Source organism: Kitasatospora sp. NPDC051914 (assembly GCF_040680995.1).
Classification (GTDB): Bacteria; Actinomycetota; Actinomycetes; order Streptomycetales; family Streptomycetaceae; genus Kitasatospora.
In genome coordinates this window covers 1-9,689 of the sequence record NZ_JBFAXX010000123.1, presented here as the reverse complement: position 1 = coordinate 9,689, position 9,689 = coordinate 1, and the positions used below count along the sequence as shown (strand labels likewise).

Genomic DNA, 9,689 nt, shown 5'->3' with positions numbered 1-9,689 from the left:
TTCCCCCCCGACCCCCCAAAAACAACCACACCCCCCCCCACTCCCCCACCCGGCCCGTGCCCCCCGGCCCGCCGCCGGCCGGAGGGCATCGGCCCGGAAGAATTCGCGTCCGTCCGGGCGCAGGCGCAACGTCGATCACGGTGTGACACTGGTGCACGTCCACTGTCGTGTGCAGGCCCGGTTCCCGCAGGAGATGAGATGCCCGACATCGCCGTCCGCAGCCGGCCCACGGCCGCACCGCCCGCGGCACGGGCGGTCGCGTCGTGAGCGGTCCGCGCGTGCTGCTGCCCTACCCGCCCGGCGAGGTGGGGGGTCTGCCCGAGGGCTGGAGTGCCGCGGTCTGGGACGGCACGGGCGGTCCCCCGGGCGCGGAGGTGCTCGGGACGGTCGAGTTCTTCGTCGTCCCGTACACCTTCACGGCGGCCGCCCGCCCCCTGCTGGCCCGGATGCCGCGGTTGCGGGTGGTGCAGTCGCTCAGCGCCGGCGTCGACGATCTGGCACCGCACGTGCCCGCGGGCGTCACGCTGTGCAACGCGCGGGGGGTGCACGACGCGAGCACGGCGGAACTGGCGGTGGCCCTGACGCTGGCATCGTTGCGCGGAATTCCCGGATTCGTGGTGGACCAGCAGGCCCAGAGGTGGTCGGGCGGGTTCCGTCCCGCCCTGGCAGGACGGACGGTGCTGATCGTCGGCCACGGATCCATCGGCGCGGCGGTGGAGGCGCGGCTCGCCGCCTTCGAGTGCGACATCGTGCGGGTGGCACGCACGGCGCGGGAGAGCCCGAACGGCCCGGTGCACGCGTTCGGCGAGCTGCCCGGCCTGCTCGGTGCAGCGGATGTCGTGGTGCTGACCGTCCCGCTCGTACCGGAGACCCGCGGGCTGGTCGATGCCGGCTTCCTGTCCCGGATGAAGGACGACGCCCTCCTGGTGAACGTCGCCCGCGGCGCGGTGGTGGACACCGGTGCGCTGGTGCGCGAGCTGCGCAGCGGACGTCTGAGTGCCGCCCTGGACGTCACCGACCCCGAACCGCTGCCGGCCGGTCATCCCCTCTGGTCCGCACCGAACGTCCTGATCAGCCCTCATGTCGGCGGGAACAGTTCGGCCTTCCGGCCGCGTGCCCGCGAGCTGGTGCGCTCCCAGCTCGAGCGCTTCACGGCAGGGCTTCCGCCGGCGAACGTGGTGCTGGGCCCCGAAGGGTCGACGGGGCGGTGAGCCGCCGCCCGTCCGGGGGGACGGGCGGGGCCGGTCGGCCGTCATGCCCCGGGTCGCCCGTATGCTCGCTGCCATGGTCGGCACACAGGCACGCGGTGGCGGACGCGGACCGGGGCGTCCGCGGGAGGAGCGGGTGACGGGCGCCGCCCTGAACGCGGTGATCGAGCTGGTCACCGAGCAGGGCATCCGGGCGGTCACCATGGATGCCGTGGCCGCTCGGGCGGGCGTGAGCAAGCCGGCCATGTACCGGCGCTGGTCGTCCAAGCAGGCGCTGGTGATCGCGGCTGCCGAGAGCCGGATCGGACCGCTCTCGGTGCCCGACCTGGGCGACCTGCGGGCCGAACTGCGCGAGGTGCTGACCGCGCGTCTGGCCTCCTACCGGATGCCCGGGACGGACCGGCTGCTGGCCGAGCTGATCGGCGCCGCCGCGGCGGCGGAGCCCGGCGAGCGCGGCGCGTACGCGGCCTACACCGACCGGATCATGTCGGAGACCCGCAGCATCCTGGAGCGGGGCATCGCACGGGGCGAGGTACGACCGGAGATCGACGTCCGCTCGGCCGCCACCCTGGTGGCCGCCCCGATGATCTACCGGCTGCTGGCGGAGCGCGAACTGCCGGACGGTCACCTCGTGGACGACCTGGTCGACTTCGTCGTACGCGCGGTCAGCCGCACCTCCTGATCCCCGCGACTCCCGGCCCCCGCGACTCCCGATCCCCGCACGTCCCGACCCCCGCGACTCCTGATCCCCGCGCTTCCTGCCCGGGATCCGGCCGGACCCGCATGCCCGGACTGCCCCGCCACCGCCCCGGTGTGCCACGAAATTTCCCCGCTCCGTCCTCTTGCCCCGGCGCAGCCGAATATCAATACTGCCGGTAACGAATTCCGATGCGACCGTGGAGGACCGCATGGGCACCGCCGTGAGCACGACCCCGCACCCGATCCTCGCCAAGCCGCTGTTCCACGCCGGCCGCCGCCGGCTGGACCGGACGGCGCCCGGCACCCCGCAGGCCGACTTCCGCCTGCTGGAGATCACCCCGATGACCCCCCACATCGGGGCCGAGATCACCGGCGTGGACCTCGCCCGCCCGATCGGCGAGGACCTCGCCGCCGAACTGCGCCGGGCCCTCGACGAGTGGAAAGTGATCTTCTTCCGGGACCAGCACCGCTTCGACGCCCGCGCGCACCTGGCCCTGGCCGGCGTGTGGGGCCCGCCCGAGCCGAACCCGTTCTTCCCCAAGGGCGACACCGCCGGGGTCTCCCGGCTCGCCAAGGACGCCACCGCCATCGGCCAGGAGAACATCTGGCACAGCGACCACTCCTTCATGGCCGCCCCGGCGATGGGCTCCGTCCTGCGTGCCGTCGAGGTCCCGCCCGCCGGCGGCGACACCATGTGGGCCGACATGGGCGCCGCGTACGACAACCTCGACCCGGAGCTGCGCGCACGCATCGAGGGCCTGACGGCAGTGCACGACTGGGAGCCCACCTGGGGCTCGTTCATGACCCCCGAGCAGATCGCCGCCCTCAGGACCGTGCTGCCCCCGGTCGAGCACCCCGTCGTGGTGCACCACCCGCGCACCGGCCGCCCCACCCTGTACGTCAACGAGCCGTTCACCACCCGCATCACGGGCCTGCGGGAGGCGGAGAGCCGCGAACTGCTGCACCTGCTCGGCCTCCAGGCGCGGATCCCCGAGTTCCAGGTGCGGTTCCGCTGGCGGCCGGACTCGATCGCGATCTGGGACAACATCGCCACCCAGCACTACGCGATCAGCGACTACTACCCGCAGCGGCGCGTCATGGAGCGGATCGCCGTCGCCGGCGGCCCGCTCTCCTGACCCGGGACACCCCACTCCCCCTTGCCGGCCGCCACCCCCGCGGAGCCCCGATGACCGACACCGACGTCAGAACCACCGCCCCGCCGGCCACCGTCCCCGGGCGCCGTGCCTGGACCGTCACCGGCCTGCTGGTGGTCTTCATGATGGTCAACTTCGCCGACAAGTCCGTCCTCGGCCTCGCGGCGGACCCGATCCGCCGCGACCTGGGCCTGTCGGCGACCGCCTTCGGGCTCGCGAACAGCGCCTTCTTCCTGCTGTTCTCGATCTCCGGCGCCGCCGTCGGCCTGCTCTCCGACCGGGTACGGCCGCGTCGGCTGCTGCTGGCCATGGTGCTGCTCTGGTCGCTCGCCCAGGCGCCCATGGCCCTCGGCGGCGGCGCCGCCCTGCTGGTGGCCTCGCGGATCCTGCTGGGCGCCGCGGAGGGACCGGCCTTCCCCGTCGCCCAGCACACCGCCCTCTCCTGGTTCCCCGACCGGCGGCGCAACCTGCCGGGCGCGCTGGTGATGGCCGGAACCACCCTGGGCGTGGTGGTCGCCGCGCCCGGGCTGACCTGGATCGTCCACCACCTGGGCTGGCGCTCCGCGTTCGGCGCCGTCGCCGTCGCGGGCGTGCTGTGGGCCGTCGTCTGGGTCCTCGCCGGACGGGAGAGCGGCCGTACCACCGGCACCGGCCGGCCGGTCCGGGGCCGGGCCCCCGACACGGTTGGCGCGCCGGCCGCCGGCCCGTCCTACCGGCGGATCCTCGCCACCCGGACCTGGATCGGCAGCACGGCCGCCTACTTCGGCACCTACTGGATGACCGCACTGCTGCTGGTCTGGGTACCCAGCTACCTCCACGACGGCCTCGGCTACTCCGACACCGCCACGGCGAACCTGGTGGCCGCGCTGTGGGCCGTCAACACGCTCGCCCTGCTGGGCCAGGCCTGGCTGACCGGCCGACTGCTGCGCCGGGGCGTCGCCAGCCGCTGGGCCCGGGCCCGCGTCGGCGGGGCCGTCCTGCTGGTCTCCGCACTGGCCTGCCTGGCCCTCCCCGCGGTGCCGCACTCCGCGGCCACCGTGCCGCTGCTGATCGCAGCGTTCGGCCTCGGCGGCACGATGGTGACCGTCGCGGTGACCACGGTCGCCGAAGTCGCACCCGAGCACCGCCGCGGCGGCGCCCTCGGCCTCATGAACGCCGTCGTCACCACCGCCGGCCTGGCCGCCCCCGCCCTGACCGGCCACCTGGTCGACCTGCACGGTAGCGCCGGCTACGGCCTCGCCGTCCGGATCGCCGGTCTCCTGCTGCTGCTCGGCGCGGCCGCCACGCTGCTCGTGGACCCCGCCCGGGACATCACCCGCCTCCGTTCCGCCTGAACCCGACCGCTCCCGCCACCACCACCCCGCTTCGAGGAGCACCGTGCCCGACCCCACCGCTCCCGCCCCCGCCGGGACAGACCACCTCGACCGCGCCCTCGCCGAACTGCGCGCCGGCGCCGCCTCCTGGGCCGCCACCCCGACGGACCTGCGCATCGGCCTGCTGGAGCGGCTGCTGCCGAGGATCCACGACACCGCGGCCGACCTGGTCGCCGACGCCTGCCGGCACAAGGGCTACCCGCCCGACTCCCCGTGGGCCGCCGAGGACTGGGCCGGCGGCCCCTGGGCCCTCGCCCAGCACACCACCGCCCGTCTGCACGGCCTGCGGCGCCTCGCCGCCGGCCACGACCCGCTGCCCGCCGACCGGGTGCACGAGACGGACGGCCGGACCTGGGTCGACGTCTTCCCCGCCACCGCCTCGGACCGCCTGCTGCTGGCCGGCTACCGGGCCCGCGTCCGGCTCGTGCCCGGCACGAGCGCCGAGCAGGCCCGCGAGCGCGCCGCCGCCCGCCACCGCCACGGCCCCGCCGGACCCGGCATCGCCCTCGTCCTCGGGGCCGGCAACGTCGCCGCCCTCACCGCCACCGACATCCTGCACCAGCTGTACGCCGAGGGCCGGGTGGTCGTCGCCAAGATGAACCCGGTCAACGCCTACCTGCGGCCCCACTACGAGCGGATGTTCCACGAGTTCGTCCGGAACGGCTGGCTGCGCCTGGTCGACGGCGGGCCGGCCGAGGGCGCCCGGCTCACCGCCCACCCCGAGGTCGACGCCGTCCACATCACCGGCAGCGCCCGCACCCACGACGCCGTCGTCTGGGGCACCGACGACCGCGCCGAACAGCGCCGCCGCGCCGACACCCCGCTCGTCGACAAGCCACTCACCAGCGAACTCGGCGGTGTCAGCCCGTTCATCGTCGTGCCGGGCCCGTGGAGCGCCGCCGACTTCCACCACCAGGCCGAGCACATCGTGACCGCCAAGATGAACAACTCCGGCCACAACTGCATCGCCGCCCAGGTCCTCCTGGTGCCCCGTCAGTGGGACGGCACCGAACGACTGCTGGACGCCGTCCGCGCCGTGCTGTGCGCCCTGCCGTTCCGCACCGACTACTACCCCGGCTCCGCGCAGCGGCTCGCGGGCGTCCGCAAGGCGCACCCCGGCGCCGAGACGTACGGCGACGGCTGCCGGCTCCTCGTCCCCGACATCACCGACCACGCCGACCCGCTGCTCACCGAGGAGGTGTTCGCCAGTGCCCTCGGCGTCGTCCGTCTCCCCGGTGACACCCCGGCCGCCTTCCTCGACCACGCCGTCCGCTTCGCCGACGAAACCCTCCCCGGCACCCTCGGCGCCACCGTCCTCGTGCACCCCCGCACCGAACGCGACCACCCGGTGGCACTGGCGGACGCGGTGAACCGGCTGCGCTACGGCACGATCGCCCTGAACACCTGGTCGGGCGTGGGTTTCCTCCTCGGACACACCCCGTGGGGCGCGCACCCCGGACACACCCGGCAGGACATCGGCAGCGGCACCGGCTTCGTCAACAACACCTGGATGCTCGACGGCGTCGAGAAGACCGTGCTCCGCGCCCCCTTCGCCCCGGCACCGCGCGGCCTGTTCACCGGCTCGCCCTCCCTCGCGCCCCGCCCGCCGCACTTCGTCACCCACCGCACCGGCCGCACCACCCTGGAACGCCTGGCCCGCTACACCGCCGACCCGGCCGCCCGCCGCCTGCCCGGCCTGCTCGTGTCCGCCCTGCGCGGCTGACCGGTACCGCCCCGGCAGCCTCGCACCGACCGCCGCCGCCCTGGCCGCCGACGCCGAGACGGCCTACATCGGCGCCACGACCGGCACCCACAACCTCCTGGCGGTCGCCGTCTTCCGGAACGCCGAAGACCTCTACACCTACACCACCGACCGCCTCGGTTCCCTCGACGGCATCCAGGCCCTGGAGACCGCCCCGATCACCGGCTACGCCAAACGCACCGCGCCGCCCCTCCCCACCCGCTGACGGTCCCTCGGTCAGACGGATCGGTCGGCCGTGTCGGCGGGCACCGGTACGGGCGGTCGGTGATGATGGCCGTGTCCGCCGTGTGCGCAGACCGCCAGCATCCCTGGAGACCGCCATGTCCCGTCGGGCCCTTCGGCATGCCCGTCACCTGACCGCAGCCTCCGCGCTGCTCGTCCTCCTCGCCCCCACCACCGGCTGCGGCAAGGACCCGGCGTCTCCGGCCGGCCAGGCCACCGTGCCGGCAGCCGCGGCGTCCATCGTCTGCAACGGATCGGGGCAGCTTCTCGGCGCCGGCTCCACCGCCCAGGCGAACGCCATCGACATCTGGAAGGCCGCCTTCGGCACCGCCTGCCCGAACATCACCGTCACCTACGGCGGCGGCGGCTCGGGCGCCGGCGTCCAGCAGTTCAACCAGGGCAAGGTGGCCTTCGCCGGCTCCGACGCCCCGCTGAAGCCCGAGGAGGTCGAAGCCTCGAAGCAGGCGTGCACCGGCGGACGCGGCATCGACCTGCCGATGGTCGCCGGCCTGATCTCGATCGTCCACAACGTCGACGGCGTCGACGACCTCGTGCTCGACGCCCCGACCATCGCCAAGATCTTCAACGGCCGGATCACCACGTGGAACGACCCCGCGATCACCGCCCTCAACCCGAACGCAACGCTGCCGGACACCACCATCCAGAGCTTCCACCGCGGCGACGACTCCGGCACCACCGCCAACCTCACCGCCTACCTCGCCGCCGCCGGAGGCGGCGCCTGGCCCTACCCGCCGAGCAAGACCTGGGCCGGACAGGGCGGCCAGTCCGCCAACGGCTCGGCCGGCGTCGCCGCCCAGGTGAAGCAGGTCAAGAACTCCATCGGCTACGTCGAACTGTCCTTCGCCCAGACCAACGGCCTCAAGAGCGCCGCGATCAACACCGGCGCACCCGGACCGGTCGCGGCCACCGCCGCCAACGCCGCCACCACCTTCGCCAAGGCCACCGTCGCCGGCACCGGCACCAGCACCGGCACCGGCAGCGACCTCACCCTCGACCTCGACTACGCCACCAAGGAACCCGGCGCCTACCCCGTCGTCCTGGTCACCTACGAGATCGTCTGCGACAAGGGCAACAAGCCCGCCACCCTGCCCGCCCTCCAGTCCTTCCTCACCTACACCATCAGCGAACCCGCCCAGCAGGCCATCGGCGACAAGGGCTACGTCCCGCTCCCCCCGGAGATCGCCTCCAAGGTCCAAGCGGTGATCCCCACCCTGTCCTGAACCGGGACACTGCGACCGGCCCGCCCAACCGCTTTCGGCAAGTGCCGGGCTCCCGGAAGCGCACGGGCGACCGGACGTGCCCATCGTCGCCGGCACGAACCACGGCACCCCGCGGCCCGCGATCCACCGGTCACGGCGGGGCGAGCTTAGGTGCCGGGGCCGGCGGGGCCCGGTGCGGGCGGAGGTGGGACGTCAGGGCAGGCGGAGTTCGGCCCAGACGGTCTTGCCCGCGGCGTTCGGGCTGCTGCCCCAGGCCGCGGAAATGTGGTCGACGATGCGCAGACCGCGGTGGTGCGGCTCCAGCGGTCGGGCGGGGCTGATCCGCGGTTCGGCGAGGCCGGCATCGGAGACGTCGATCCGCAGGCGGCCGGCCCGCGGGTCCAACCGGAGGTCCATGGTCACGGGGCCTCCGGCGTGGTCGACGGCGTTGGCGAGCAGCTCGGCCACCACCAGCATCACGTCGTCCGCGACCGCCGGGTCGGTGCCGGGCCGCCAGTCCGCCAGGGCGAGCCGGGTGAAGTCGATGCCGCGGCGGACGCAGCCCCTCCGCTCGCCCGGTCGGAAGGCCAGGCAGCGGTGGCGGTGGGCCGAGGTGGCAAGCGGTGGCATGACGGTTCCCGAGCGGACCGGGAAAGGTGTCCGCTGCCCCTCCCGTGTCCCCTGCCCGAGGCGTTCTACACGCCGGACGCACCGTCCGGCGACGGGGATGCGTTCTGGCGGTCCAGCGCCTGCTCGACGGTCGGGAAGATCGGGAAGACCCGGTGGGCGTCGGTGATCTGCAGGACGTGCCGCACGCTCCTGCTCGGGGCCACCAGGACCAGCGGCACGCCGTCGGCGTCTGCGGCACGGCGGGCGACGAGCAGCGCGTTCAAGCCGCTGGAGGTGAACATCCGCACGGCGGACAGGTCCACGGCGAGGACGGTCGGGCACCGGGCGAGGGCCTCGCCGAGGGCCCGCCCCGCCTGCGCCTCGTTGTCCAGGTGCAGGTTCCCGACGAACGAGCACGCCACCGCCTCCCCCACCGAAGCGGTGCCGATCTCCAGATCCGCTGCCGGCCCGTCGTACTGCACAAAGGGGTTGGGCGAAGCCATGACGTGCCCTCCGAGCCCACCGATGGCTCCACCGGGCGGTGGGCCGGGGCATCATTTCCTCGCGGGATCGGGAGACAGTGCGGCGACAGCCGACGGGCATCCGACGAACGCCACGATGGCGGACTCCGGTACCCACCCCTACCCCGTTCGCCCGTTCCCACCGCTTCCCGACCTCACCGATCCGGCCGGTCCGGCCGACGCCGTGTGCCGGGGCGCGCCGCAACGCATCGACGGGGCTCGGTGGCCGTCCTCGCCGGTCGGCCGACGCGGCCGTGCGTGCCGGCAGCGGTGCGGGTGAGGAAGAGGTCCTCGGTCACGCGCCCGGGGCCTGCGGGGTCGGAGCGTACCGGACGGCCTCCCGCGCGTCGGCGCAGACGGGGAACAGGCCTTCTGCTTCGGTCACCTCGAGCACGCGGCGGACCACACGGCTGGGGGCGAGCAGCACCACCGGCACGGACAGGTCGGCCGCGTCCAGGCGCGCCTGCAGCAGCGCGTTCAGGCCGCTGGAGGTGAACAGCTCCGCCCCGGCGAGATCCACGGCCAGCACCTGCGGGGAGAGACCGAGCGCGGTGTTCAGCGCCGCCCGCACCTGCGCCTCGGTCTCCATCTGCAGGTCCCCGGCGAATGAACACACCGCCACGGGGCCCACGTGCTCCACCTTCGTCTTCAGGTCGCCCGGCACGTCGGCGCTCCCTTCCTGCGTCGTGTCCCGCCGGGGCCGGCTCCGGCGTCCGGCCCGGCAGGGTGGGTTCAGGCGGCGACGGCGAGGTCGGCACGGCCGAACAGCAGCGCGTAGCCGCGGGGCAGTCGGCCGAGCAGGCGGTCCGTCAGCTCGCCGCCGGCTGCCTCGGCGAGGGCGGTCAGAACGGAGGAGACGTCCCAGCGGGCGCAGGCGAGGCTGGTGTGCAGGGCGCGGGCGACCGCCTCGACGAACGCCGG

10 protein-coding genes and 1 pseudogene are annotated in these 9,689 nt (G+C 74.3%); 7 read left to right on the top strand and 4 right to left on the bottom strand.

Features of this window, described 5'->3' with window-relative positions:
• Positions 1 to 263 precede the first annotated feature (263 nt).
• The 7 genes and pseudogenes from AB0M03_RS38635 (at position 264) to pstS (ending at position 7,659) form a co-directional block, all read left to right on the top strand.
• The gene (locus tag AB0M03_RS38635; RefSeq protein ID WP_363501166.1) at positions 264 to 1,211 is read left to right on the top strand and encodes a 2-hydroxyacid dehydrogenase; all 948 of its coding nucleotides are present in this window, start codon (positions 264 to 266) and stop codon (positions 1,209 to 1,211) included.
• Between the two features lie 73 nt (positions 1,212 to 1,284).
• Complete coding sequence (locus AB0M03_RS38630; RefSeq protein WP_363501164.1) at positions 1,285 to 1,890, top strand: TetR/AcrR family transcriptional regulator; 606 nt, start codon at positions 1,285 to 1,287, stop codon at positions 1,888 to 1,890.
• Positions 1,891 to 2,116: 226 nt separating this feature from the next.
• A complete protein-coding gene (locus AB0M03_RS38625; protein WP_363501161.1) occupies positions 2,117 to 3,043 on the top strand; it encodes a TauD/TfdA family dioxygenase in 927 nt (308 codons plus the stop codon).
• Between the two features lie 50 nt (positions 3,044 to 3,093).
• Positions 3,094 to 4,395 (top strand): MFS transporter, encoded by a 1,302-nt coding sequence (locus tag AB0M03_RS38620; protein WP_363501158.1) that lies wholly within the window; start codon positions 3,094 to 3,096, stop codon positions 4,393 to 4,395.
• 43 nt (positions 4,396 to 4,438) lie between these two features.
• A complete protein-coding gene (locus tag AB0M03_RS38615; protein WP_363501155.1) occupies positions 4,439 to 6,157 on the top strand; it encodes an aldehyde dehydrogenase family protein in 1,719 nt (572 codons plus the stop codon).
• A gap of 22 nt (positions 6,158 to 6,179) precedes the next feature.
• Positions 6,180 to 6,401 (top strand): annotated as a pseudogene (locus AB0M03_RS38610) (Lrp/AsnC ligand binding domain-containing protein); the annotation flags it as partial.
• Between the two features lie 115 nt (positions 6,402 to 6,516).
• A complete protein-coding gene (gene pstS / locus AB0M03_RS38605) occupies positions 6,517 to 7,659 on the top strand; it encodes a phosphate ABC transporter substrate-binding protein PstS (protein ID WP_363501152.1) in 1,143 nt (380 codons plus the stop codon).
• A gap of 192 nt (positions 7,660 to 7,851) precedes the next feature.
• Here pstS and AB0M03_RS38600 read toward each other — a convergent pair whose 3' ends face one another.
• The 4 genes from AB0M03_RS38600 to AB0M03_RS38585 form a co-directional block, all read right to left on the bottom strand.
• Complete coding sequence (locus AB0M03_RS38600; protein WP_363501149.1) at positions 7,852 to 8,268, bottom strand: ATP-binding protein; 417 nt, start codon at positions 8,266 to 8,268, stop codon at positions 7,852 to 7,854.
• Between the two features lie 65 nt (positions 8,269 to 8,333).
• Complete coding sequence (locus AB0M03_RS38595; protein WP_363501146.1) at positions 8,334 to 8,750, bottom strand: STAS domain-containing protein; 417 nt, start codon at positions 8,748 to 8,750, stop codon at positions 8,334 to 8,336.
• Positions 8,751 to 9,063: 313 nt separating this feature from the next.
• The gene (locus AB0M03_RS38590; protein ID WP_363501143.1) at positions 9,064 to 9,432 is read right to left on the bottom strand and encodes an STAS domain-containing protein; all 369 of its coding nucleotides are present in this window, start codon (positions 9,430 to 9,432) and stop codon (positions 9,064 to 9,066) included.
• A 68-nt stretch (positions 9,433 to 9,500) separates the two neighbouring features.
• Positions 9,501 to 9,689: DUF2267 domain-containing protein (locus tag AB0M03_RS38585; RefSeq protein WP_363501140.1), on the bottom strand; the 189-nt coding region annotated here is incomplete at its 5' end.

What these genes read in the sequence shown, in the direction of transcription:
- AB0M03_RS38630 (WP_363501164.1), top strand. Translation starts at nt 1,285, where the DNA reads ATGGTCGGCACACAGGCACGCGGTGGCGGACGCGGACCGGGGCGTCCG.
- AB0M03_RS38625 (WP_363501161.1), top strand. Translation starts at nt 2,117, where the DNA reads ATGGGCACCGCCGTGAGCACGACCCCGCACCCGATCCTCGCCAAGCCG.
- AB0M03_RS38620 (WP_363501158.1), top strand. Translation starts at nt 3,094, where the DNA reads ATGACCGACACCGACGTCAGAACCACCGCCCCGCCGGCCACCGTCCCC.
- pstS (WP_363501152.1), top strand. Translation starts at nt 6,517, where the DNA reads ATGTCCCGTCGGGCCCTTCGGCATGCCCGTCACCTGACCGCAGCCTCC.
- AB0M03_RS38600 (WP_363501149.1), bottom strand. Translation starts at nt 8,268, where the DNA reads ATGCCACCGCTTGCCACCTCGGCCCACCGCCACCGCTGCCTGGCCTTC.
- AB0M03_RS38595 (WP_363501146.1), bottom strand. Translation starts at nt 8,750, where the DNA reads ATGGCTTCGCCCAACCCCTTTGTGCAGTACGACGGGCCGGCAGCGGAT.